The 24,608-nt window shown below is 54.1% G+C and carries 16 protein-coding genes; 9 read left to right on the top strand and 7 right to left on the bottom strand.

Annotation, left to right across the window (positions count from 1 at the left end; translation table 11 throughout):
* The first annotated feature begins 75 nt into the window (after window positions 1-75).
* A complete protein-coding gene (locus BM485_11360) occupies window positions 76-1,392 on the top strand; it encodes a hypothetical protein (GenBank protein OKY74828.1) in 1,317 nt (438 codons plus the stop codon).
* A gap of 3 nt (window positions 1,393-1,395) precedes the next feature.
* On the opposite strand, the gene BM485_11355 is transcribed toward BM485_11360, so the two are convergent.
* A complete protein-coding gene (locus BM485_11355; protein ID OKY74827.1) occupies window positions 1,396-3,132 on the bottom strand; it encodes a hypothetical protein in 1,737 nt (578 codons plus the stop codon).
* Between the two features lie 77 nt (window positions 3,133-3,209).
* Window positions 3,210-7,037 (bottom strand): ATP-dependent RNA helicase HrpA, encoded by a 3,828-nt coding sequence (locus BM485_11350; protein OKY74826.1) that lies wholly within the window; start codon window positions 7,035-7,037, stop codon window positions 3,210-3,212.
* Window positions 7,038-7,446: 409 nt separating this feature from the next.
* Here BM485_11350 and BM485_11345 point away from each other — a divergent pair, with 409 nt between their 5' ends.
* Entirely contained in the window at window positions 7,447-8,532 is a 1,086-nt protein-coding gene (locus BM485_11345; GenBank protein OKY74888.1) for a hypothetical protein, read from the top strand.
* A 16-nt stretch (window positions 8,533-8,548) separates the two neighbouring features.
* Here the strand turns inward: BM485_11345 and BM485_11340 are convergent, their stop codons facing one another.
* Window positions 8,549-11,167: a hypothetical protein gene (locus tag BM485_11340; GenBank protein OKY74825.1), complete on the bottom strand. Its 2,619-nt coding sequence runs from the start codon at window positions 11,165-11,167 to the stop codon at window positions 8,549-8,551.
* Window positions 11,168-11,472: 305 nt separating this feature from the next.
* Between BM485_11340 and BM485_11335 the strand changes: the two genes are divergently transcribed.
* The 4 genes from BM485_11335 (at window position 11,473) to BM485_11320 (ending at window position 15,872) form a co-directional block, all read left to right on the top strand.
* Complete coding sequence (locus BM485_11335; GenBank protein OKY74824.1) at window positions 11,473-14,247, top strand: glycosyl transferase family 51; 2,775 nt, start codon at window positions 11,473-11,475, stop codon at window positions 14,245-14,247.
* Between the two features lie 186 nt (window positions 14,248-14,433).
* Entirely contained in the window at window positions 14,434-14,952 is a 519-nt protein-coding gene (locus tag BM485_11330; GenBank protein OKY74823.1) for a hypothetical protein, read from the top strand.
* A 22-nt stretch (window positions 14,953-14,974) separates the two neighbouring features.
* Window positions 14,975-15,370, top strand: a complete 396-nt coding sequence (locus BM485_11325) for a hypothetical protein (GenBank protein ID OKY74822.1) — start codon at window positions 14,975-14,977, stop codon at window positions 15,368-15,370.
* 112 nt (window positions 15,371-15,482) lie between these two features.
* Window positions 15,483-15,872 (top strand): hypothetical protein, encoded by a 390-nt coding sequence (locus BM485_11320; protein ID OKY74821.1) that lies wholly within the window; start codon window positions 15,483-15,485, stop codon window positions 15,870-15,872.
* Here BM485_11320 and BM485_11315 read toward each other — a convergent pair.
* Window positions 15,795-16,457: a hypothetical protein gene (locus tag BM485_11315; GenBank protein OKY74820.1), complete on the bottom strand. Its 663-nt coding sequence runs from the start codon at window positions 16,455-16,457 to the stop codon at window positions 15,795-15,797. The two genes, BM485_11320 and BM485_11315, sit on opposite strands and share 78 nt — an antisense overlap.
* Before the next feature lie 194 nt (window positions 16,458-16,651).
* On the opposite strand from BM485_11315, the gene BM485_11310 reads away from it, so the two are divergent.
* Window positions 16,652-16,870: a hypothetical protein gene (locus BM485_11310; protein ID OKY74819.1), complete on the top strand. Its 219-nt coding sequence runs from the start codon at window positions 16,652-16,654 to the stop codon at window positions 16,868-16,870.
* Between the two features lie 135 nt (window positions 16,871-17,005).
* On the opposite strand, the gene BM485_11305 is transcribed toward BM485_11310, so the two are convergent.
* Entirely contained in the window at window positions 17,006-18,901 is a 1,896-nt protein-coding gene (locus BM485_11305; GenBank protein OKY74818.1) for a 4-hydroxybutyrate CoA-transferase, read from the bottom strand.
* A gap of 76 nt (window positions 18,902-18,977) precedes the next feature.
* Complete coding sequence (locus BM485_11300) at window positions 18,978-21,071, bottom strand: acyl-CoA synthetase (protein ID OKY74817.1); 2,094 nt, start codon at window positions 21,069-21,071, stop codon at window positions 18,978-18,980.
* 175 nt (window positions 21,072-21,246) lie between these two features.
* On the opposite strand from BM485_11300, the gene BM485_11295 reads away from it, so the two are divergent.
* On the top strand, window positions 21,247-22,128 hold the full coding sequence (locus tag BM485_11295) for a membrane protein (protein ID OKY74816.1): 882 nt from the start codon (window positions 21,247-21,249) through the stop codon (window positions 22,126-22,128).
* Window positions 22,129-22,297: 169 nt separating this feature from the next.
* Window positions 22,298-22,558, top strand: coding sequence for a hypothetical protein (locus BM485_11290; protein ID OKY74815.1), 261 nt, complete (start codon window positions 22,298-22,300; stop codon window positions 22,556-22,558).
* A gap of 754 nt (window positions 22,559-23,312) precedes the next feature.
* Here BM485_11290 and BM485_11285 read toward each other — a convergent pair.
* Window positions 23,313-24,533, bottom strand: coding sequence for an IS256 family transposase (locus BM485_11285; GenBank protein OKY74814.1), 1,221 nt, complete (start codon window positions 24,531-24,533; stop codon window positions 23,313-23,315).
* Between the last annotated feature and the right edge of the window lie 75 nt (window positions 24,534-24,608).

Raw genomic sequence — 24,608 nt, 5'->3', positions numbered from 1 at the left:
ATCGCCCCTCACCGGAATTATGCAGATCCCTGCCCGGTGAGGGGCGCCCCGCGGAAATCATGCAGGAGACCAGGCATGAATAAAAAATATGACGCACCGGCATGCTACTCGCTCTTTTTCCTTATCAGCGCATTTTTTGCCCTGATCATCCTCCGCTATCCAGTGGCCTATGTCTGGGCCACCTATGAGGATCTCCTGGGGGAATGGACCCAGTTCTCCTTCTTTGCCATCGCCTTTTTTTTCTCCGCCCGACTGGCCTTGTCAGGATCACGCTTTCGCATTTTTTTTACCGCTCTCGCCCTGGCCTGCCTTTATGTATGCGGGGAGGAAATTTCCTGGGGCCAAAGACTGTTTGACGTTGCCACCCCGGATTTCTTCAGCCGGCACAACCTGCAGCAGGAAACCAATCTCCACAACTTTTTCACCGGCCCTTACAGCACGACCTTAAAACGGCTCATCGAACTGCTGCTGGCCGGAGGATTCATCCTTTACGGCATCCTCTACCCTTTGCAACTGCGGAAGGGCCGGAAACCGGCGCTTCTGCTCACCCGCCTCGGCGTTCCGGCGCCACCGCTTTCTCTCTGGCCTTTTTTTGCCGCCGCCGCCCTGTTCGAACTGCGCATTTTCTCCTTCAACGAAGCCGAAGTCGCCGAAATACTCCTCTCCCTGACACTTGCCATTATCAGCCTTTCTTATTGGCAAAACCACGGATCGGCACGACAAACGCTCAGTTCCGGGCCGGCACCACAGGCCATGGCCATCATCCTGCTCTTTGTTCTCGGAACGGGACTCGGCGCCACCGCCACCGCCGTCTGCTACCAGGTTCCCCGTCTGCGGGCCGATATGGAGCAAAGACTGGAAGGAGGGATCAGAAAATTCGGTGAAAGATACGGCCGTTACGGCAGCTGGCAAAATGCCGCAGGTCTCTATCAGCGTCTGCATGACAAAAAACCGCAGAACATTGAGATACTGCGCAGTCTCGCCGCCTGTTACAAGCAGATGGGCAGGGACGACAAATTTACTGAATTAACCACCAAGGCGATCCGGCTTGATATGACCAGATACGGCCGCAACCCCGAGGATGTCCAGATCAATCTTTCCCTGCGTGCCACCTTTCAGCAGGCCGGCTACCGGGACAAGGCCGATTTCCATCTGCAAAAGGCGTTGACGGCCGGCAAAAACCAGGTCCGCCTGGAACCCTATAATGCCGGGGCCGCTTACTGGCTTGCCAGATCCTATCTGGCTGCCGGCGACATGGACAGCGCCCTGCGCGAAATGGAAAAAGCGGTCTATCTGAAACCGGAATCAACCCTTTACCAAAAAACCCTTGCCCGGCTCACCCTGCGGCAGAAATACGGACCGGACGAAGAAGAAACGGGAATCGAGGGCTGATGGTTACTGCTCCAGCAAATTTTTTAACAAGCCGCGACCAATTTCCTCAATCGCCTTTTTTTCAAGCGTGCGGCTGTCGATCGTGACCTTGGGCTTTTGCAAGTCCCCCGCCATTTTCAGCTTGATCGTGGTTCGTCCCTGTTCATCGGCCAGATAGCGGACAAGGGATGTCTTGCCGACAAGCTTCTCGCTCATTTCAGGTGACAAGGTAAGGACAAGAGGGAGGTCAAGTCCGGCATCAAGACCGATTCTGCCGTCCGCCCGCATATCGACATCCCGGCCGTCCATGGCGCTTGTCAGCAGCACGTCGCCCCGGCTGATCCGCAGATTGCCGCTGTAATCGTTGAAGACCAGCGTGCGCAGTTCGTTAGTCCCCAAGGCATCGGCAATGGAATGGAAAAAAGGTGAATTTTCAATGCGCCCTTCAGCCAGGCTGAAATCCCCCTTTCCGGTCAACTGTTCGCGTATTACCGGCCACTTACTGCCTGATCCCGCCCAGGTGAGCTTTGTGGTCAAAGCGCCGAAGAGCTTCTCCCTGATGGTGGGAAAAAAAATCGGCTGCAACCGGGCAAGCTGAACGGCCTTGAGGTCCAGATCACCTTCATAGGCCGGTCCGGAATCATTGAGATCAACGGCAAAAGCGCCGGCCACCGTGCCCTCGGCGGTTTTGAAGGTCAAATCGTCCACCGTGAAAATTTTTTTTTCCAGCCGATAGACAAAATGCAGATCATTCATCGCAAGCCCCTGATAAAGCGCCTCGGCAATATCGACCTGGCCATGGGCAAAGAGACCTGCCGGCAGTTTGTCGCCGATTGCCCGGGGCGGTGACTTGCGGTCATTGCCGGGAGAAGGCGTGCCGCCTCTTTCAGCTTTCTTTTTTTTGCCTTTTTTTTCTTTTTCCCCACGAAGTTTGGTGATCGCCGGCAGTTTGTCGATATTGAGCCGGGGACTTGCGAGATTTACTTCCACATCCGGAGTCTGCGGATAATTGCCGATTAGGGCCGACACCGTTGCCTTTTCCTCCTGCAAAGCGACATCACAATTGATTGCAACCCGTTCTTGATCAAAATCCACTGTGCCCCGCAGCTGCGGCTCCACCCCCTGATACCGGGCCTTGAGTTCATAGCGGCCGTCACCCGTGAAGCGGAGCGCATTCATCCCGCCGGACAAATCGATCCCGACGTTGATATCGGCCGTTGCCTGAATCGCCGGCAGCGCACCCTTTTCATCACGAAAGTCAAAGAGGGCGTCACGCAGCAAAACCCTGTCCAGTGTCACGGCAAGGGGCGGGGCCGCAGCGCCGGCAGGGACCTGGGTTTTTCCGGCTGATTTACCTTTTTCTTTTTTCCCGCGCAGCGCCGGGGTTTGGAAATTGAAATTGCCTTGTTTATCACGCCAAATACGCACGACGGGCTTGTCCAGAGTGATCTCCGTCAGGACGAGCCTCTTCTCCAGCAGGGGCATGAGATCATAACGCAGGACACATCTTCCGACCGAAACAAAATCCTCTTTGCCGTCCATCTCCTTGACGGTGAAATCCGTCACCTCGATGCCGTGAAACAGGCTGACATCGATGGAACCGATGGCGACATCCCGACCAAGGGCCTTCCGGACCTGGGGCAGCAGCATTTCCGCAACTTTCTCGCCGCTCAGAAAATACCCGACGAAAACGGACAAAGCGCCAACGGCCAGCAAAACGACGATCACCAGACCGCCAAGGATCTTCACAACAATTTTCATGGCAAGGCTCCTCGCGTGTTGTTCCGGCACTTTTGGAGATTTTCGAAGCCCTCTTTTTTTGTATTATCAAAAATCAGCTACAAATTATCAATTGCTTTTCGAATTTCCCGCCATTGACTGTCAAGCCGCTTGGCCGATACCGGAAAGGCGGTTTTCAGCTCCTGGGCAAAAAGAGAAACCGTGAACTCTTCAACCATGAGCGCAAAATCGCCCACCAGTTTTCGCTGTTCCGTGGTCAGTTCGGTGAGCCCAAGGAGTCGTGCCAGCCTTTCCCGGTGAACGGCGAGCTGCACCGCCTTTTCTCCGTCCTTGGCCGGATTATGGGTTTTCCGCTCCATGCGGATGCGGATCGCTTTGAGATAACGGGGAATACGGGCCAAGTCCGCCTCGCTGATCGTGAGCAAAAATCGACCGGGCAGAAGATGCGCCACCTCCTGTCTGAAAAAAAGGCAATCTTCGACAGTGATGCCCGGTTTCGGCTTGGTCCGGCAGGCCTGCTCCATCTCGGCAATATAATCAAGCAGCGCCCGTCTTTCCCGCAACAGCTCAATGACCTGATCCACCAACCGCCGGGCGGCCGGATAGAGTCCCTGCTCCTGCAAACGGGCCACTGTTTGCGCAAACTCGTGCCGACTCGGGACAACGTCCTGCCGGCAGCCGAAAATCTCGGTCATGACAAACTGGATGAGGTCGCAATTGAACTCCTCGTGGGAGGCGATCCCTTCATACAGTGCCCAATGGGAACGAGGCAGGGCCACGTCTTTCTGCAGGGCCTTGCACTGTTTGCCGAAATGCAGCATGTACAGGGCGCGCAGGCCGCCGGCATTCTTTTCTGACCGCACCCTTTCTCCGGGGAAGAGACGCAGGGCCACCCGGCCGTCTTCTTCCACGAGCCCCGGATAGGCGAAACCGGCAAGCCTGCCGCTTTTGTCCTTGACGGCGATCCGCTGGGGTAATTCGGCAAAATCCCAGTCCGTCACCCCGTCCTTTTCCCACACTGCGCGCAACGCGGCAAACTCCGGCGCACCGTCGACCTGGGGCGTGGTTTTGGCAAGGGAGGCATACTCGCGCCCCTGTTCCACGGTTTTGCCCACCCCGTCCAGCAGCTCGTAACGAATTTTCAAATGGGGGGGAAGGGCGTCCCTGGCCCAAAGGCTGCGCTCGATCCGCAGCCGAAAACGGCGGTACAGGAGCTCTTCCAGCTGGTCATACAGTGATCCTTCGTAGAGGCACAACCGGTCGAACAGCTCGGCCGCGGTTTGCGGGATGGGAATCAGGTTGCGTCGGATGGACTTGGGCAGTCCTTTCAGGAGAAGAACTATTTTTTCACGCAGCAAACCCGGCACCAGCCACTCAAATTTTTCCGGCTGCACATGGGTGGCGAGATCAGCCGGGATCTTCACCGTCACCCCGTCGTTTTCCTGACCCGGCGCAAAGGAATAACTCAGGGGAAAAGTCAGTTCACCGCAATGCATGTTCCGTGGATAGTCGGCCAGTTCATCGGACTCCGGCGGCTGCCTGAGGATATCCTCCTCCCGCATCAAAAGAAAATCGTCCCCTTTTTGCTTCACCAGCCGGGCAAGGGCGGCCCGGTCAAAGATATCTTCAGGCAGCCGTTTATCGTAAAAATCAGAAAGCAGAAAATCATCCACCAGAATGTCACGGCGGCGCATGCGCTCTTCCAGGTCGGCCAGGCGGGCGATGAGCTGCCGGTTCTTTTCCAGAAAGAGGAAATGGCCCCCCAGATCCCCCTCCACCAGGGCCGCCTGGATAAAAATCTGCCGGGCCTCCTGCGGATTGATCGGCCCGTAATTGACCTTGCGGCCCGCCTCGATGACCAGCCCGAACAGGCTCACCGCGGCAAGGGCCGCCACCTTGCCCTGTTTTCTTTCCCAGTGGGGCGCCGAATAGCTGTAGCGGCAGAGTCCGCCGGCCAGCGGTTCAAGCCACTGCGGTTCGATGGCCGCCACCGTCCTGGCATAAAGCCGGGAGGTCTCGACCAGCTCGGCCGCCATGATCCACTGCCCCGCCTTGTTGAACAAACCGGAACCGGGAAAGATCATCAACTCCTTGCCCTGGCCGCCCTGGTAAATATTCTTTTCCTTTTTCAAGCCGATGTTGCGCAGATTTCCGGCAAGAACAGCCTGATGAATGGCGTTGTATCCCTTGCCGTAATCCCGCTGCGGACCGCTCTCATCTTTTGCCAGACACGAGGATTTGAGAAAAAGGTGACCCATCTTCTTGCTGCCCGCCGTGGCAAGCTGGGACCAGATCTGTTCATGGATGTCACGCCATTCCCGCAGTCGCTGGTAGGAAAGAAAATTCTTTTTGCAGAAACGGCGCAGTGCGGATCTGCTTTTTTCGTTGCCGACCATGCTCTCGTACTGATCCCACAGATGCAGAAAAGAAAGAAAATCGGACTGTTTGGAACGGAAACGGCCATGGGCTTCATCCGCCTGTCCGGCGTTTCCCGCCGGCCTGATGCGCGGATCCTGGATGCTGAGCGCCGCGGCGATGATCACCACCTCACGCAGACAGTTGTTTTCCCGGGCGGCCATGATCATCCGGCTGATGCGCGGATCAAGGGGCAGGCGCGCCATGATCCGGCCCATGTCGGTCAGCTGCCGCTCCCTGTCAAGCGCACCGAGCTCAATCAACAGATTATACCCGTCATTGATCGCCCGAGGCATGGGCGGATCAATAAAGGGAAAATTCTTCGGACTCCCCAGATGAAGGGCAATCATGCGGAGAATGACTTCGGCAAGATTGGAGCGTACAATCTCCGGCGGGGTGAACTGGGGGCGGGCCAGGTAATGCGCCTCGCTGTACAGTCGGACGCAGATGCCCGGCCCCACCCTGCCGCAGCGGCCGGCCCGCTGATCACAACTCGCCCTGGACACGGCGGTGACCGGCAGCTTGGTGGTGCGGGCCCGCACGTTATACGAAGATATGCGGGCAAGCCCGGTATCGACGACAAAACGGATTCCCGGCACGGTGACCGAGGTTTCCGCCACATTGGTGCTGACCACGATTTTGCGGGTTTGGCTTTTGCGGAAAATACGGTTCTGGTCGGCGCCGGAAAGGCGTCCGAAAAGAGGCAGAATCTCCGGTTCCCTTTCCTTGATGCCGAACCGCGCCGCCTCGTTTCTGAAACGTTTTCCCAAAAGCTCAACCGTGTCCCGGATATCGCGTTCAGTAGGCATGAAGACCAGCATGTCACCGCCCCCGTCGCGGCGGCAGAGATCAAGAACGACATCCACCGCCTGTTCGACAAAGCCGATATCAAGCGGTGCTGCTTCGTCACCTTCGAGCGCCTGTTCTTCCAGGTAACGGATCTGCACCGGATAGGCGCGGCCGCTGACCTCGATGACAGGCGCATTGCCGAAGGCCCTGGAAAATTTTTCCGTGTCAATGGTGGCGGAGGTAATGATGAGCTTGAGATCGGTTCGCCTGTGCAGCAGTTTCTTCAGGATGCCGAGGAGAAAATCAATATTCAAACTGCGCTCATGGGCCTCGTCGATGATAATCGTGTCATAGGCGCGAAGCAACGGATCCCCCTGGCTTTCGGCCAGAAGGATGCCGTCGGTCATGAACTTGATGCGGGTGTCCGGACCGGTCCGGTCGAGGAAACGAATCTTGTAGCCCACTAAAAAAGCCGCCGTACCAAGCTCCTCGCGCACCCGTTCCGCCACCGAGGTGGCGGCGAGGCGCCGGGGTTGGGTGCAGCCGATCAATTTTGCCTTGCCCCGCCCGGCCTCCAGACACATCTTGGGTATCTGGGTGCTTTTGCCGGAACCGGTGTCACCGGCAATAACCACCACCTGATTCTCCCTTATGGCCTCGACAATTCGATTTTTTTCCGCCGCTATGGGCAGATCCGCTGGATAAGAAATTGTATCTGTCATGAAATAAATTGATAAATATTTGAAACAAACTCAGAAAATTGTTTATAATCCTAGATTGATACTATATATAAAATACATTACCATTCGAGCAGTGGAATTTTACGCAATTTTTTGATCGCCTCGCCAAAAGCCTACGTGAAGGTTTGCTCAAGCAAAGAGGTCGGCAGCACGACACCTTTTGGCGGCGACATTATTTTTATTGCTTCTACTAAGGTAGAATACGGGTGTTGGCAACTGAATTTTACCCGGCAGGCCGGTAACACCTATATTTTGTGGTGGCAGGGAATCGCACATGGCACATTGGAAAAAAAGAAAAAAAAACAGGGCCATAGACAGTTTTTCAATTCCGACAACCACAAACGTAATGCAACACAATCCCGAACCAGAGGAAATTGAAGGGGGAAAGAGCATGCCACAGGAAATGGAACATATTGAAACCGCCATCGAGGCATCACACAAGGCGGTTGTTTCCAGGGAAAAAGAGATTGGTGAAGAAGCTGAAAAACCTACCGGCCCCATTGGGCTGGATATCGGCACCAGCCATATTGTCCTGTCCCAGAACATGGGCAAGACCATCCATACCGTTAAACAGCTGAACGCCTTTTTTACTGTTCCGTACTCCAAATTCACCAAAAAAATACTGGTCGAAAACGACGTCACCTTTCTGGAGAAGCACAACCAGTTTTACATCCTGGGATATTCGGCGGAAAATTTCGCCAACATGTTCAACACCAATACCCGCCGCACCATGGAAAAAGGTTTGCTGAGCGCCAAGGAGGACGAAAGCATCAATGTCCTTCAGGCCATCATCGACACCCTGATCACCCGACCGGACAAAAGCAATGAAATCGTCTGTTTCAGTTTGCCGGGAGAGCCGGTTGACGGACTCAACTCAGTGGTTTACCACGAATCGATTCTCAAGATGTACTTGAGCAGCCTCGGCTACAAACCCATTTCCATCAACGAAGGGCTGGCCACCATCATGGCCGAACTGTCCAACGACAACTTCACCGGAATCGGCATCAGCATGGGCGGCGGCATGTGCAACATCTGCATGTCCTATCTGTCGGTGCCGGTCATCTCCTTCAGTATCCAGAAGGGCGGCGATTATATCGACTCCATGGTCGGCGTTTCCCTCGGCGAACCGGCAACAAAAATCAAAACCATCAAAGAAGGTTCGTTGAATCTTTCCCGACCGGCCCAGGATCGCATTGAAACCGCCCTCGGCATTTACTATGTTGATCTCGTTTCCAGCCTGCTCAACACCCTGGAAAAAGTCATGCAAACCAGCGACAAGATCCCGAAAATATCCAAGCCGGTGCCCATTGTCCTGAGCGGCGGCACCGTGCTGCCGAGGGGATTCAAGGAGCTTTTCGAACAGGGACTGAAAAAAGTTGACCTGCCGGTTGCCGTCTCCGAGATACGCGTCGCGTCCGATCCATTGAATACCACCGCCAAGGGCGCCATGGTGATGGCACTGTCCGAGGCAATCTGATATCGTTGCGCGAAACTTATTCCAGCCGCTCGAGCCGGGACTGAAAGCGTTCCGGGGTGATGACGGATATTTCCTGGCTGCCTATCCTGCTTTTCTGGAAATAAAATTCCACCCGCCATCGCCCCAGAGCAACATCGCTTCCGGCAAGATGGTATGAGGCTACCTGACGACGCAGATATCCGGTGGAGACCGACTCTGAATGCACCACTTTCCCATCGGGATTGATCCATTTGACCAGAATGGGAATTTCCTGACTGCCGGGCATAAAATTAACGGTGTACAGCACCGCAAGCATTGCTTCCGTTTCTGCCGGCACCCCCTCCCTGTCGCCGGTGAATATCCGGTGTTTCACCAGGTTCGCCTCGATCTCGCTCAGCCCCAGAAAAGCTTTGCCCAGATCCTTTTCCTCATTAAAAGGCGGACGGACCGTTCCAAAACCTTCCACCGTTAATCCCCAGATTTTTATTGATCTTCCCGGCCCTTCACTCTCCGCCGCGACTGCACTGCCGGCTTCCACGGCAATTGCCGCCAGTCTTTCCGGCGGCTCTTTCCGGGTCGCGGCCATTACTTTCTCAAGTTCTTGCGGGTCAAGGTGAAGGGCCCGATCAAGATTTTCGGCATCGTGGATCACTGCCCCGGAAAAGGCAACCTGCTTGAAATCGGCCCGGTTCAAATCGGCATCGGAAAAAAGAGCTTCCCGCACATCCGCCTCGCTGAGATCGGCGTCGGTGAGATTGGCCCAGCGGAAATCGGCCCCCCCAAGATTCGCCTGACGCAAATCCGCCCTGGTCAGGTCGGCGTTGGTGAAATCCACATAGCGCAGATCTGCATGGGCAAGGATCGCGTTGGTCAGATTGGCGTTGCGCAGATCAAAACGGGTGAAACGAATATCGGTCAGCAAAGCGGCGCTCAGGTCCTTCATCCGCATGGTGAAATTACTGGTCAGATTGATACCGGTGAGATTGGCCCCCTTGAGGTCGGCGCTGGTGAGATCGGCACTGGTCAGATCGGCATTGGTCAGATCGGCATTGCTGAGATAGGCGTTTTTAAGACTTGTCTTGTGCAGTTTCGCCTCCCGCAGGATGCCGTTGGACAGGTTGGCCTGATGAAGATTGGCCAGGGACAGATCAGCCTTGGACAGGTCGCAATTCGTCAGATTGGCCTTGACCAGGCTGGCCTTGTCCGTCAGCCTCGCACCTTGGAAACCGGCGCCGGTGAGATTGGCGTGATTGAGATTCGCGCCGCTCAAATTCGCGCCGGTGAGGGTCGCGTTGGTCAGATTGGCTTCAGTCAACAAAGCCCCGGTCAAATCAGCCCTGTCAAGCACCCCGCTGGTCAGGTTGGCCTGATTAAAATCAGCCTGCTGGAGATTGGCGCCAAACAGTACCGCCTGATGCAGATTTGCCCTGCCGAAACGGGTTTTCGCGCAGTTCGCCCCGTGCAGCTGGGCCTTGCTCAGATCGGCACCGGCCAGAAGTGCTCCGGCAAGATCAGCGCCGCTCAACTCGGCACCATAGAGATTCGCGCCGGAGAGGTCTGCCTCGACAAAAAGAATGCCCGCCAGTTTCGCTCCCGCCAATTTCGCCTCCTTCAGGCTCGCTCCGGAAAGATCCGCGCCGCGCAGATCGCAGGTGGCAAGATTGGTTCGATCAAGCTTGGCGTCGTGAAAATTGGTTTCCCGGACATTGGTCCCGGAAAAATCCGCGCCGGCAAAATTGGCCCCACCGGCATCCGCCCTGCTCAGATCCGCCTCCACCAGAATGGCGCCGAACAACAGGGCCTTTTTCAACACCGCGCTTTGCAGATTTGCCCTGGAAAAATCCGTCCTCGTCAGGTTTGCTTCTTCCAGATGGGCACCGGAAAAATCCGCCTTGCGAACCAGGGCATCCTGCAGGATAACGCCACGCATCCGACAACCGCTCAGATCGGCGGACTGCAAATCAGCGCCGCGCAGATTGGCACCGCGCAGATCCGCCTGGACCAGATCGGCTTTGGACAGATCGGCCTTTTCCAGATTGGCTTCCCGAAAATCCACGCCGCGCAGGTCCGTGGAAGAGAGATCGATGCCGCGCAAATCCTTTCCTTTGAAATCCCGGGATGATTGAAGAATACGGGCGACTTCAACCAAACGCCGGTATTCAGGGGATTGCACCGGCAACTTCTCAAGGGCCACCGGCCGATACCCCGGATCCACAGGGACGGGAGACTGACGGCCCGAGACAAAGAAGGCCACAAGGATGGCGACAACCGCCAGGGGGGCAACGATCAGGAACCCCTTTTTCACCCTCGAATTTTTTATCAGATTCTTCCACGGCAAGGAAACTGAACGAAGGGTTACGCCGGCCGGGGTTCCAGGGCCGGCAACAGCAACAGGTGTTCTTCGGGGCGGGGTATACGGCACAACCGCGGCCTTGCTGCCGCACTTGGGACAGGGGGCGATTTTCCCCACGTACCGCGCAGGTATTTTCTTGGCAAATCCGCAGTCAGAGCAGGCAAAAAGGGCCATGGCCGACTCCACCCTGCCCCGGTCAATCGGCACCGTCAGCCGGGACCCGCATTTCGGGCAATCGACCGACTGCTTGTTGCCGTCATCATGAATCTGACCCTGAAATCCACATTTGCAGCGAACCAACATAAAAAAAACTCAACTTTTCAATTTACGTATTGTGAAAATCATGGAAAAACCGGGCCGCTTCCGCCCACAGGATTTCCCGGCGCCATTGCACAGCCATTTTCCACTCTATCGGCTGCAACCGGTCCGGACTCAAAAGAAATAATTCAATAACTTTTGTTTGAAGTCCGAAACGTTACACAGTAAACTTTTTCTTCAATCCTCGCTCAACAGGTCACCCACCTGCAATTGTATCACGAAACCGGCGAAGGAAAGGAACACAAAAAAACAAACCAAGCAAGATCAAACAGATAGACAAAAAACAGCCAATGCCAAGCGACGATTCGCATTCACAGAAGCAGCATAATTCTTCAAGCGCGGGATCTGAAGAAAAAAACGATCAGCAGATATTGAAACAGCAGGCTATCAAATTCAAGGCCTATCAGCATACCTTTTCCAAACGCGACATCAAAAACGGCATCTCTGAAAAAAATATCGGCAAACGGCTGCGGGAAAGCAAGCAACTTGAGGACAGTTATTACAAATACCTCAAGGAACTGGAAAAAAACCCGAACAAAAAAATCATTTTCCCTTGGGAAAATCCTTACAAGAGGATGATTTTCCTCCTCACCTACTGGACGCCGCGCTTCTTGCAATGGATATCGGTGACGGTCTTTTCTCTTTTGCTGCTCAACACCATACCCGGCCCAACCCAGCATATCGTAGAATTTTTCATTGCCCGCACCATCTATGATACCGCCCCCATCCAGCGGCTGCCGGAAAGCCTGGCAACCTATGCCCATTCCGCGCAAATAATCGATAGCCGCGGCGCGGTCATCAAATCATACGGCAAGCGGGAACTGACCGAGGAAATACCCGGCGCGGCAAAGATGGCACTGCTTGCCTGCGAGGACCATTACCTGTTGCCCCATCCGAAGAACCCCTGGCACGTCAACAGCTTTCTCATCCATGCCGGGGTCAGCTGGGTCAACCTGGCAGGCGCGATGAAAGACACCCTTTTCGGCAACCCCAGGGGCGCCAGTACCATCGTCATGCAAAATGCAAAAAAAATCCTCGGCAACTCCGACCGAACCGTCGCCAACAAGCTGGAGGAGATTATTATCGCCTACATGATGGTTGCCAAATTCGGCAAGGACAAAAACCTCGATTTTTATATCAACACAGTGCCGGTGGGCAGTAACATTTACGGCTTCAGCTCCGCGGCCCGCAGCTATTTCAAAATGGAACTGTCGGAATTGTCCCTGCAGCAGCTGGTGGCGATCTCCTCCTTTATCCCGAACCACAATCGACAGCTGGCATTTTATCAGGTGGTGAGAGGGAAAAACTTTGAGCAACTGGACGCAAGCCAGCTCCGCCATGCAAAAGAGGCGATCAACAAAATCAATCTCGCCCTTGCCTACCTGCGCGAACAGGAGGAAATCTCCGCCGAACAATATCTTCAATGGCGTCTTAGCGATGAAGAATCGATCCGCGACATCGGCTTCCGGGAGTACCGTTCCCCTCTCTACGGGGAAGAGGAATGGACATCATGGAACGTCATCAAGGAGGTCTCCTCCCGCACCTACATGCTCGACGGCCGCCGGATAAGCGGAGCGGAGCTGATGCTTGACGTGCGGGGCGACGTGGTGGTGGAAACCGCCGTCGACCTCGACGTTGTGGAAAAAAGCAAGGAGTTCATCGTCTCATATCTGAACAGTCCCGGATATCAAAAAATTCTCCAGCAGCGAAACGCCGACACCTGGAAAAAGGATCGGGAACGGTATGAGCAGAAAAAACAGATCCCGCCCTACACCGATTTCAAGGGCTTCATGGAAAACCTCTACCAGAACGTCAATGCCGGCCTGATCATCGTCAACCAGTCGGGAGAAATCATCTCCTATGTGGGAGGCAAGGAATTCATTCTCGGCGGGCTTGACATCCCCCTCGACGAAGGGGCCGAACCGATCATCATTGACCTGATGAACAAGCAGGCAACCCTTACTCCGTCCTCAACCATCAAACCGGTTATCGCCTATTTCGCCATGACCGACAACCAGGCGAATCTGCAGACCTTGCTGGCCGACAAACCGATGGAATACAAGTATGTGGAAAGCGCGGGCAAAGAGGTCTGGCTGCCGCGCAACTGGTTTCCGTATGACCAGGAACACTTTCTGGGGCGACAGTACTCCCTGCTGGAGGCCCAGGTGCTTTCCGTCAACACCATATTTGCCCGGCTTTATGCCAACAAACGGATCAGCAGCGCACTCCTGCTTGCCTTTGACCGCATCGGTCTGCGCTACAACAGGGACGACGCCCGCTTCTGGCCATTCGGCATCGGCGCATCCGACGTGCCGGTTCAGCAATGGCTGGGTGTTTACAATGCCTTTCTGGACGGCAATTTCCGCGAGCCCTCCTTTGTCAAGCGCATCCTGGTTGACGGCCAGGTTCTCTTTGAGCGGCATCGTGAACCCGTCGGCCGCACCATTGCCCTGTTTGACTCGAAAAAAGAAAGGGAGGACGAAATGCGGGCCCTGTATGAGGTGTGCAACCGGGGCACCGGTGCCGGCATGAAAACGGAATTCCCCTTTCACAAGAATCTGGTCTCCGGCAAAACAGGCACCGCCCCCCAGGGCCGGTCCTCCCTTTTTGTCAGCCACTTCAACCCCTACCAGGACCGGCAGGGCCATGCGGAAAAAAACATGACCATGATCGTCTTCATGACCACCAACAGCGGCGGAGTCACCAGCATCGGCACCTCGGCCCAGGGTCCGGTCAAAATAGCGGGTCAGATCTATCATCATCTTTTTGAAAAGGAATTGCGAAACATGATGGATGAGGAAATTGAAAAAGCCAAACGATCCAATCCCCATTTTCGCAACAACCATATCTACTGGGCCAATGTCGACCGTTATATGAAACGGCTGTTCGAAGAAAAATCAGGAAAAGAGTATATTCACGACAGCATTTTCGGGGTCGACATGTACCAGGAAGCCCTGCAGCAGATATTAAACAGCACCAACCAGATCTATACCGGCAGAGACGACCTTTTCAACGAACTGGTGCGCTATTACACCAATCAGGAAAAAATTGTCAAAATCAACTGATGCGGATTGACAATTGACCGACGAAAATGGTTAATTGAGGTTCGTAATGATGTCAGAAGAGCCTGAGAACCTTGGAAAATCGGCGCCGATACGGCACTTTTGCAGCAAAGTCTCAATCCATATCCAACCCGTGATCGGATACGGTGAAACAAAACAACTGTTTACTCTCAATCCAGAGGACGCAACATGAAAATAGGACGCAACGATCCCTGCCCATGCGGCAGCGGTCAAAAGTATAAGCGATGCTGTTATGGAAAAGTTGATTTCAAACCTGCTCAGGGTCAGCCGCAACCGCAGGTAACCCTGAAAAGCGAGATTGAAAAACTACAGGAATCCGCCGTTAATAAAGAAAAAATGGTGAAACCCCTTGGCGTTTTCATTCTTCTTTCCACCGAGGACGGTGACGGTTGGCTGCTGGAAATAAGCGAGATGGACGCTGTTCAGGTGGCTGACAAGGGAACAAAAATCGATGTGGATCTCGATGAAAATCCGGAAACCATTGAAATCAACTGGACCCATCGTTTCGGTATCCGCCGGAAAAAATTTATCACCACGGCCTATGCCGATGACAAGGAAACCATCTGGGAAGACTATCCGGCCCATTCTATTTTTGCAGCTATTCAACGTGTCCGCAAAAAATTCCCCAAGGAACTGTTGAACAGTATTCATTTAAACGAAGATGATATGTCCGTCGGCCGGGCGTAGTACGGCCTGCGCGGAGAAATCGGTGAAAAAACACTTTCCGGACATCAGTGGTCTGCGTTTTTTACCGATGGTCGGCATACTGGCGGCAATTTTTTCTTCCGCCAGTGTGCCCGGCAGAACCCTCTTCTTCCTGAACCTCCACCATTTCGACAAAATTCTTCATGCAACGGCATACGCCGCTCTTGCCGCCAGCTGTATCTTTGCCTTTCGCTTGCAGGTTAATAATGCCCGATCGCGGCTCCGGACAAGCGGCCAGGTGGCTGCCATGTGCCTCCTGTGCGGCGTCATGGAAGAATTTTATCAGCATTTCATTCCGAACCGGGTCATGGATCGCAAAGACGTTTTCGCCGACATGATCGGCGCCATGGCGGTGGTGGCGGCATGGAACATCAGGGCATATCTTCAGCGCAAAGAGTAGCGGTCGTGGCAAAAAAAATCATATCTTTCAACAATGACGCTTGCGCTGCGGGGACGCCAAGGCCGGGATGTCATTTCGTTGCGACGGATTAGGGGGCTGAGTCCGAAAACAGATGGCTCTTCGATTTTTTCCCATGGCGCTGGTCATGGCGGCAATCTTCCTGCTCTCCCACACTCCGGGGAACAATTTTCCGGCCGCCGCGGCAGGCGTTGATAAACTGTGCCATGCCGTGGCATACGCCACGCTTGGCGCCACCTTCCTCTTTGCCCTGCATCCCCGTGTCCGCAACAGAAATTTTTTACCGACCGCGGCAGTCGTGGTCCTTTTCTGTCTGCTTTACGGAATCACGGATGAATTCCACCAGTCCTTTATTCCCGGTCGTTTTCCGAGCCGGCTGGATATCGTGGCCGATACGTTCGGCGGGCTACTTTCCGTTTTCTGCTGGCAGTGGTGGCGGAACAGGCGGCGCAGCCGGATGAGTCCCATTGCCGACAGCCGATGAACGGACTCTTTTTTCCGGATCAAAATCCTCGAATTGTTCAAGATAAAGACTGGCCAGACAGGCGCATTGCAGGGGAAAAAGCAGATACTGGAGAATTGCCAGGGGTGGAATGACTGTTGCGGCAACGGCAATAACAAAAACCGGCACAACGGAAATCATCAGCAGAAAGACAAGATGCATGAAAAAACCCTTTTCATTCACCTTGTGTCGGCTGGCCCGCATGGCGTCCCGGAGAGAAAGATTTTTTTCCGCCATCAAGGGCAGCACATACAGCCACCAGACGGAAAGCACGATCCCAGGCAATAAAAAGAACAAGCAGCCGAGAAGAATAAGCAGTCCCATGAAAAAAATCGGGAAAAGTTCGCCGAATCGTCTCATTCCAGCAAAAAGGTCATTAAACTCGCACCCCTTCCCCGTCCTGAGCCACTGCAGCATAAGCAGCATGTACCCGCCCATCAGCGGGCCGGCAAGCAGCCCCAGGGTCACCGAACAAAGGAGCTGAACCAGCAGTCCGCCGACAAAAAGAACCACCAGCTCTTCCTGCATCATTTCCATCATGTTCTTCAAATGGGCCTGAAAATTCATACCTTTGCAAAAACTCCCCACATTTGATTTTCAGAAAAAAAAATTTCCGACCACTCATGCACGGAACGCATGCACTTTTTCTGAAGGACAAAACAAATACTTCTCGTTTCTTTCATTTTTTTCTGGACAACCAGGCACCCCTGTCATATATTTAATTAAATACTTAATCTTTTCCGATTACAAGGAGTATACCCATGCCACTTTACGAATTTCGTTGCCAGCAGTGCAAAAACCTTTTCGAGTCGCTTTTGAGCTCAAGCTCGGCGGAAGCGCTTGCCGAAGTGAAATGCCCGAAGTGCGGCAGCGCCGACGTGAAAAAAACCATTTCCGCATCATCTTTTCGCCTTGCTTCCAGCAGTTCCGGTCCGATCAAACCCATGGGCGGCTGCGTTTCCAGGGGAGGTTTCTCCTGAGCGTGACACCCTCGGCCGGTCGGCCGATGTTTTCCCTCCTCAACCTGCAACGGAATCAGATTTCCCACTGGTTCCGTTGCCTTTTTCAGATTTCGTCACGCCCATCTTCTGTCGCGCCACTCGCATCCGGCATCATCAGAAATCAATCCTGAAGCTGTACACTCCCTCCTCCAGCTGACTTTCCATTTTGTAGCCGGAATTATTGAAAATCGCCTGCATCCGTTTATTTTCCCGCAGCACCTCGGCGGTAAAGCCGGAAATACCGTTCCGTTTGGCAATGGTAATCAGATGGCGGAAAAGAAAGGAGCCGATATGCAGGTTCTGCCACTTGTCACGGATGACAAAAGCCACCTCGGCCCGGTTGGTCCGCTCATCCAGGTAATAACGGCCCACCGCGACAATTTCATCGCCTGACGCCTCGGGCACGGTGCCGACAATGGCAACGTCCTTGCGGTGATCAATGTAGACAAAATTCTGGATCTGACTGTGCTCAAAGCGCTTGCTCTGGGTCATGAACCGGTAATAAACGGTTTCACGGGAAAGGTCATAAAGAAGATCACGCATGAGCGGCTCATCCGTGGGATGAATGGGCCTGAAATTGATCTGGGTGCCGTTATCGAGGAGAAAGGATGTCTTCATCTCCTCCGAGGCGACCACCAGCTTGTCGCCCACGGAGGCGAAATCCGGCTTGACGTATTTTGCCTCAATCGCCTCCTTGAGCAGCTGTTCCCGGAATTTCGGATGGGCAATGCTGATCAGGGCCATGGTCCTTTCCTGGATGTTTTTCCCGTGCAGATAGGCGATACCGAATTCAGAGACGACATAATGAATCTCGCCCCTGGAGGTGGCCACCCCGGCCCCCGGACTGAGACGGGAAACGATACGGGAACGCGCCCCCTCGTCGGCGGTGGAGGAAACGACGATAATCGGTTTCCCCCCTTTCGAGCGGGCGGCCCCACGGTTGAAATCAACCTGGCCGCCGATGCCCGAATAAAATTTGCCGCCGTCGGAATCGGCGCACACCTGACCGGTCAGATCAACTTCCAATGCCATATTGATGGAAACCATCTTGTTCTGTCGGCTGATGACATGCACGTCATTGACATATTCCGTCGGTCGGAAGGAAAAGATCGGGTTGGCGTTGACAAAATCATAAAGCTTTTTGGTTCCCATGCAGAAACTGGTGACGATCTTGCCCTGGTCCGTGGTTTTTCGCGCGCCGGTCACCGCCCCTGATTCAATCAGTTTGATGACGGAATCGGTTATCACCTCGGTATGGATCCCCAGATCCTTCTTTTCGGTCAGATAAAACATGCAGGCCGCCGGAATGCGACCGATGCCCGGAATGCGACCCAATCCGAATTCAACGGTGGAGCCGTTTTCAATCAGGGAAGCAATGTGCTGACCGATCTTTTTGGTCACTTCATTGACAGGCTTTGACGGCCTCTCAATCAGCGGGATATCAGCCGGTACCAGGATATCGATGTCATAGATGTCAAGCAGGGAATCACCATGGGTCCAGGGCATCTGTTTATTTACCTGGGCAATGACCAGGGAACCGTTTTCCGCGGCGCTCTTGACGATATCAACCGAGATGCCGAGGCTCACCTTGCCGAGCATGTTCGGTTCACTGACATGGATCAGCACCACATCAAGCGGCAGCTTTCCCGACTTGAACAGCTCCGGAATATCGGAAAGGAGCATGGGCGTATAACTGCCCATCCCTTCCTGAATCAGTCCCCGCACATTCTGACCGATAAAAAAACTGTTCACCGTGAAGCTGTCGGCATATTTCAGATCGGCATAGCGGGCATCTCCCTTGGTCAGGAGATGCACGATTTCCACATCGGCCAGATCGGCGGCCCGGTCGGTCAGGGCCGCTACCAGGAGCTGAGGCTCTCCGCAGCCGGTGCCGACAAAGACACGCTGGCCGTTTTTGATATGAGAAAGCGCCTTTTTGGGCGTGTTGATCATATCCGCGTATTTTTTCTGCCAATCCGGATCAAATTCAACTCTGGTTTGCTGCATCATATTTTCAACCTCGATGTGGTCTTGCTGGTCGGGCTACGCGTCGTGCCGGTCTTCTTGACCTGATGCGTCGGACGCATCAAATTGGTTTCAGGGTCATGCGGGCGTCGGCCACCACTGCTTCCGCGCCGATTCCGCCGACAATGAAGGGATTAATGTCAAGTTCAAGGATCTGCGGAAAATCGGTGGTCAACTGGCTGATCCGCTGAAGTCCGCCGGCAATGGCCTCCAGGTCCACCCCCTGCTGGCCCCGTTTCCCTTTCAGGATTTCGTAGGATCGGGTGGCAAGCAGCATCTGCATCGCCTCATCCGAGGTGATGGGGGCCAGGTGGAACGTCACATCCTTCATCACCTCGACAAAAATGCCGCCGAGGCCGAACATCAACATGGGGCCGAACTGAGGATCCCGGCTCATGCCGATAATGACCTCAAGACCGGGGTCCACCATTTCCTCCACATAAACCCCCTTGATATGGGCACCAGGGGCCTTCTCGCGGATGCGGAGCATCATCAGATCATATGCATCGCGAACCTTTTCCGCCGAGGCCAGGTTGAGCTGCACCCCGCCGAGATCCGTCTTGTGCACCACATCCGGCGAAACGATCTTCATGGCGGTGGGGAAACCGACTCGTTTGGCGATCTCCACCGCCTCGTCCACGGTGGTGGCGAGCCGTCCCTCCGGGATCTTAAAACCATAGGCCTCAAGAATGCTCTTTGACTTCACCTCGCTCAACTGCAAACGGTTCGTCCGCTGCTGGCGGATGATAATGCGCTCCACCCTGCGCCGGTTCACCGGGAAACGGGTAACGATGCGCGGCGGTCTCTGTTGCCAGGAGGCATAATCATACATGGCTTTCAGGGCAGACACCGCCCGTTCGGGCGAATCGTAATCCGGCAGACCGGCGCCGCCCAGTTCCCGTCGGCCCGGCATCACTCCTTCTCCCCCCATGAATGAGGCGAAAACCGGTTTCTTGCCGTCAAGCTTGGCGGCAATGGCCCGCGCCGTTTCCGCCGGCCGGGTCATGGCCTGGGGGGTGAGGATGACGATAATCGCATCCACCGCATCGTCTGCCTGAGCCGCCTCAATGGCCGCGACGTAGCGTTCGGGATCCGCGTCACCCAACACATCGACGGGATTGCCGGTACTGGCGGCCCCGGGAAGTTTCGCCCCCAGGGCATTGGCAATATTACGGTCAAGCTCCGCGACCGTGAGTCCGGACTTTTCCACCGCATCAGCCACCATGGTGCCGGGGCCGCCGGCATTGGTAATGATGAGCACCCTTTTGCCCTTGGGCAGCGGCTGCATGGAAAATGCGATGACGAAATCAAAAAGATCCTGAAACGTGTCGGCCCGGATGACGCCGGATCTCTTAAAGGCCGCGCCATACGCCGTATCCGCGCCGGCCAGCACGCCGGTATGGGACGCCGCCGCTTTCAGTCCTGCCGCGGTTGTTCCGGATTTGAGGATAATGACCGGTTTTGCCGAGGAGGCCTCTTCCGCTGCCTTGACAAAATCATCGCCGGAACAGATGTCCTCCAGATAACCGGCAATCACCTTGGTCTGACTGTCCCGGGCAAGAGCCTTGAGCAGGTCCACCTCGGACAGATCCGCCTTGTTGCCGATGCTCACCACCTTGGAAAGGCCCATATGGCGTCCGGCCGCCTGATCAAGAATGGCGGTGCACAAGGCGCCGGACTGAGAAATAACGGCAACCCCCCCCTTTTCCGGCATCATGCCGGCAAAAGAGGCATTCAGATTGCACCCCGTGTTAATCAATCCCAGACAATTGGGGCCGAGCAGGCGCACGTTGCGGTTGCGGCAAAGGGAGGCTATTTTCCGTTCCAGCGCAGCCCCTTCCTCGCCCGTCTCCTTGAATCCGGCCGAGATGACGATGATGCCGCCGCAACCGGCATCAAGGGAATCTTTTACCGCTGCCTCGACATGGGCGCGGGGCACGACGATCACACTGAGATCCACCCCCTTGCCATAGGCCTTCAGGCTGGTATGACATTTCAGGCCGAGAACATCATCCGCCGAGGGATTGACCGGGATGATCGGTCCGGCAAAACCGCCGTTGATCAGATTTGCCAGAATATCATGGCCGACTTTGCCCGGCGTGCGGGAAGCGCCGATGACCGCTACACTTTTCGGAGAAAACAATGATTCTAACATGGGAACCTGCCGGAGATTGTCCGGGCAACAACGAGACAAAGGAGATGAGGTGTCCCTTGCTTAAAAATCGCCCAGGCTGTTTTTTTTTAAAAGAGAAGATGATACATTAGAAAACTTTAGGCCCAAGTTGCAGAATTTGTCAAACAAATATAACCCCACTCCCAAAAGTCCCGGAATGAAACAGGAAAAAAACAGCCGCCAACCGCTCTTTACCACTCCCGCCGCATTTTTCACGGACCTGCTTTTCATCGCCTTTGGCAGCGTTCTCTGTGCCGTTGCGGTCAACAGCATCCTGATCCCCCACGACTTCGTCATGGGAGGACTGACAGGTCTGTCGGTGCTGATCCACAAATTCGTCCCCCGAATGAACGCGGGCTGGATTTATCTGCTGATGAACATCCCCCTGTTCATCTTGGCCTGGATGGCGGTGGGCCGGCGTTTCTTTTTTTACAGCGTGCTCGGCACCCTTTTTCTGACCTTTGCCATGGCCTTCATCCATATCCCGATAGCCCTGGAAGACAGAATGCTTGCCGCCCTGCTGGCCGGTCTGCTGGCCGGCGCAGGTGTCGGGCTGACCTTCCGCTCCCCCGGCTCACAGGGCGGGCTCGACATCCTGTCCATCATGCTGCTCAAACGTTTTTCCATCAGCATCGGCGGCACCATGCTCTTTGTCAACTGCTGCCTGCTGCTCCTGGTGGCATATTCCTACTCCCTTGAGGCGGTTCTCTATACCCTGGTTGTCCTTTTTGTCAGTTCAAAGGTGATCAGCGTCGTGGTCACCGGCCTCAGCCAGCGCAAGGCGGCCCTGATCATCTCCCCCAAATGGCGGGAGATATCCGCGGAAATACTGAAAGACATCAGGCGAGGCGTGACCATCATCGAAGGAGAAGGAGGGTACAGCGGCGAAAAAGAGCATATCATCTATACCGTGATCACCTTCCGGGAGATCGGTCACCTGAAACGACTTATCCAGCAGATCGACGAAAATGCCTTTGTGGTGATCAGCGACACCCTTGAGGTGAGTAATTACCGCATCGGCAATCAGCCCCACTGGTGATTTTCCCCGTTGAGCCTGTGGACAAAGGTAAAAACATTGATAAAATACGGGCATTCCAGGCTGATTTATTGTAATCTTGCAACAGATGAAAGGAGTAAGACCGCTTACCTTCAGCACTGTAGGTTGGGGTGAGGAACGAACCCCAACATTGTGTCATGAAACCGGAGGGATGCAATGCGTGCGGTACCGGCGCGCACGGCTTAATCCAAAAATAAATCCGACCCCTTTTTTCCTGCCGGCGGATTACGTTGACGTCCTCCGCAAGGTGGTAGGCTTGATAAAAGAGCGGCATCCCTTCACCATCGACGCCATGGTGATTTTGCCGAAACACCTGCATGCGGTGCGAACCCTGCCGCCAAGGGACGCGGACTCCCCCGGGCGGTGGATTGGCCGTATTCGAGGATCCACCGGTATATCGAGTCGGGGATGATGGACCACGACTGGGGCGGAGGAATCTGCGGCAGCGATCAAAGCGGCTATGGCGAGAGAGAATGATGTTGTTGGGGTTCGTTCCTCACCCCAACCGTGCTTGCTGGCCTGGCAGGTATTGCAACGTATGATGCTTTTCGAAAAACGCACAAAGAGTTGATAGACGAAGCCCTGACGCATGCGGGCACCTTCCGTCAAAGACAAAGTCAATGGACTGAGAGCATAGCGGTGGGAAGTAGAAGTTTTACCGAGATGATCAAAGAGAAATTGGGAATATTAGCCAAAGGACGCAAAATTCTTGAAAATGAGGCAGGATTTCAACTTCGGGAAAGCATGGGGACCTATATTGCCAATTTTGATGGCAAAAAAGACGATATAGGGGCTCAAAACGCCTATTATTGGGATCTTAATTATTGATTTCCAAATAGTTACCGTGGCCCGACCCCAGGACCACCCAGGACCATCCTCGCCATCTGCTGAATGAAATCGTTATGTTCTGCTTTTATTATTTTCGTCTCTTTCACGTCTTGATTCAATTTCATGCTCAATTCTTTCTTTGTGCAGGTTCATTAAAGATGATGGTAACTGAAAAGAAAGACTGAAAGCTGCAATTGAAAAAAACAAATATACTCGTTCAATCCAAACATCCAAAAATATAAACTTCCCCTTTGTCAAAGAAGCAACGAAGATAAGTAATAATGTTGTTAGGTAGGGCCTGTAAAGAATTTTGTGTAAATGGTTTTCATTTTTAATTTTCAATATGCAGGCATTCTGTCGCCGAACAAGATTGAAAAGCGGTTCAAGGCAGCCTTCCAGTCTCTGATTGGCATAGTCCATTTTTTGGCGATATTGTTCAGCGCCATGTAAAGCAGTTTAAGCATCGACTCGTCATTGGGAAATGAACCCCGGTTCTTGGTAACTTTGCGCAGTGACATGTTCAACGACTCAATAGCATTGGTGGTATATATCACCTTGCGTATCTCGGGCGAATACGCAAAAAATGGGGTGATTCTTTCCCAATTTCTTCGCCAGGATTGGCCGATGGACGGATGCGTTTTGTCCCATTTTTCTTCAAAGGTCATCAGTTCCATTTCGGCCTGCTCGGCTGTTGGCGATTGGTAAATGGCCTTGAGATCCGCAGCCACCTCTTTGCGCTGTTTCCATGAGACATATTTCAGGGAATTGCGCACCATGTGGACGAGACAGAGCTGGACCTGGGTGAAGGGGAAAACCGTCTCAATGGCTTCAGGAAAACCCTTGAGGCCATCGACGCAGGCAATGAAAATATCCTGCACGCCACGGTTTCTTAGCTCAGTCACTACCTGCAACCAGAACTTGGCGCCCTCGTTTTCGGCAACCCACATTCCCAGGACATCCTTGACGCCGTCCATGGTGATGCCAATAGCCAGATAGACCGCCTTGTTCTTAACATGCCCATTGTCGCGCACCTTAACCCGGATAGCGTCCATGTAAACAATGGGATAAATGGGGTCCAACGGGCGATTTTGCCAAACTTTAACCTCGTCAGCAACGGCATCGGTGACCGTTGAAATCAGGGTGGGAGAGACATCAACTCCGTAAATGTCTTCCAAGTGCCCCTGAATCTCCCTGGTAGTCATCCCTCGGGAGTAGAGAGAGATAATCTTGTCGTCAAAGCCGGGAAAGCGGGTTTGCCCTTTGGGAATGATGACCGGATCGAAACTGCTGTCGCGGTCGCGCGGGACCTCAATCGGCATTTTACCGAAGTCGCCCTTGATGGTCTTTGCAGAGTTACCATTTCGGGCATTACCGCCTTTGGTGACGATGGTTCCATGTTTTTCGTGGCCCAGGTGGACGGTCATTTCCGCCTGTAACGCCCGCTCCAGTAAGGCCTTGGTGAGCTGCTTGAGCAGCCCGTTTTCACCGATCAGTTCTTCGGGCTTCTGGTAATTGTAGTCGGCAAGTAAACGATCCAAAATTTCTTTATCAATGGCCATATGAGCTCCTTTTTAAAGGGTAGTTTTTTGACTTACTCAGTCATAGCCATTTACACAAACTATTTTACACCCTCC

It is taken from the genome of Desulfobulbaceae bacterium DB1 (assembly GCA_001914235.1).
Lineage (GTDB): Bacteria > Desulfobacterota > Desulfobulbia > Desulfobulbales > SURF-16 > DB1.
Note: the sequence above shows the minus strand (reverse complement) of the source record. Positions and strands in the feature narration are given on the sequence as shown.

What these genes read in the sequence shown, in the direction of transcription:
- BM485_11360 (OKY74828.1), top strand. Translation starts at nt 76, where the DNA reads ATGAATAAAAAATATGACGCACCGGCATGCTACTCGCTCTTTTTCCTT.
- BM485_11355 (OKY74827.1), bottom strand. Translation starts at nt 3,132, where the DNA reads ATGAAAATTGTTGTGAAGATCCTTGGCGGTCTGGTGATCGTCGTTTTG.
- BM485_11350 (OKY74826.1), bottom strand. Translation starts at nt 7,037, where the DNA reads ATGACAGATACAATTTCTTATCCAGCGGATCTGCCCATAGCGGCGGAA.
- BM485_11345 (OKY74888.1), top strand. Translation starts at nt 7,447, where the DNA reads ATGCCACAGGAAATGGAACATATTGAAACCGCCATCGAGGCATCACAC.
- BM485_11340 (OKY74825.1), bottom strand. Translation starts at nt 11,167, where the DNA reads ATGTTGGTTCGCTGCAAATGTGGATTTCAGGGTCAGATTCATGATGAC.
- BM485_11335 (OKY74824.1), top strand. Translation starts at nt 11,473, where the DNA reads ATGCCAAGCGACGATTCGCATTCACAGAAGCAGCATAATTCTTCAAGC.
- BM485_11330 (OKY74823.1), top strand. Translation starts at nt 14,434, where the DNA reads ATGAAAATAGGACGCAACGATCCCTGCCCATGCGGCAGCGGTCAAAAG.
- BM485_11320 (OKY74821.1), top strand. Translation starts at nt 15,483, where the DNA reads ATGGCTCTTCGATTTTTTCCCATGGCGCTGGTCATGGCGGCAATCTTC.
- BM485_11315 (OKY74820.1), bottom strand. Translation starts at nt 16,457, where the DNA reads ATGAATTTTCAGGCCCATTTGAAGAACATGATGGAAATGATGCAGGAA.
- BM485_11310 (OKY74819.1), top strand. Translation starts at nt 16,652, where the DNA reads ATGCCACTTTACGAATTTCGTTGCCAGCAGTGCAAAAACCTTTTCGAG.
- BM485_11305 (OKY74818.1), bottom strand. Translation starts at nt 18,901, where the DNA reads ATGATGCAGCAAACCAGAGTTGAATTTGATCCGGATTGGCAGAAAAAA.
- BM485_11300 (OKY74817.1), bottom strand. Translation starts at nt 21,071, where the DNA reads ATGTTAGAATCATTGTTTTCTCCGAAAAGTGTAGCGGTCATCGGCGCT.
- BM485_11295 (OKY74816.1), top strand. Translation starts at nt 21,247, where the DNA reads ATGAAACAGGAAAAAAACAGCCGCCAACCGCTCTTTACCACTCCCGCC.
- BM485_11290 (OKY74815.1), top strand. Translation starts at nt 22,298, where the DNA reads ATGCAATGCGTGCGGTACCGGCGCGCACGGCTTAATCCAAAAATAAAT.
- BM485_11285 (OKY74814.1), bottom strand. Translation starts at nt 24,533, where the DNA reads ATGGCCATTGATAAAGAAATTTTGGATCGTTTACTTGCCGACTACAAT.